Origin of the sequence: Pauljensenia sp. UMB3104, assembly GCF_030217285.1 — a bacterium.
In the GTDB taxonomy this organism is placed as follows: Bacteria; Actinomycetota; Actinomycetes; order Actinomycetales; family Actinomycetaceae; genus Pauljensenia.
The window spans coordinates 1-332 of the sequence record NZ_JASONN010000137.1; the positions used below are offsets into that span (position 1 = coordinate 1).

The 332-nt window shown below is 57.8% G+C and carries 1 protein-coding gene; it reads right to left on the reverse strand.

Annotation, left to right across the window (positions count from 1 at the left end; all coding sequences use genetic code 11):
- Positions 1–332, reverse strand: a 332-nt coding sequence (locus QP415_RS11080; RefSeq protein WP_285100099.1) for an ABC transporter substrate-binding protein, incomplete at both ends; no start/stop codon positions are given.

The following is a 332-nucleotide window of genomic DNA, read 5'->3' on the forward strand; positions in this document are numbered from 1 at the left end:
GAACAGGACGGGAGTGTCAACGATGGATTGCGCAATCGCCTGAGCTGAAGGAGTTGCGATAGCCAGGATCAGGTCGTGATCTGCTTCTGCGAACTTCGCTGCGATCGAAGTTGCGGTTGCCTGATCACCCTGGGCGTTCTGTTCGTCGAACTTCACGTTCAAGCCAGCGTCGGTAAACGCCTGCTTAAAGCCTTCACGTGCAGCATCGAGCGAGGGGTGAGTGGTGATCTGGCTGATGCCGATTGAGTATTCCTCAGACGCGCCGGCTGCTCCCGATTCGGATTTGGTCGATGCTGAGCCGGAGCATCCAGCAAGGACAAGGGCGAGCGCTG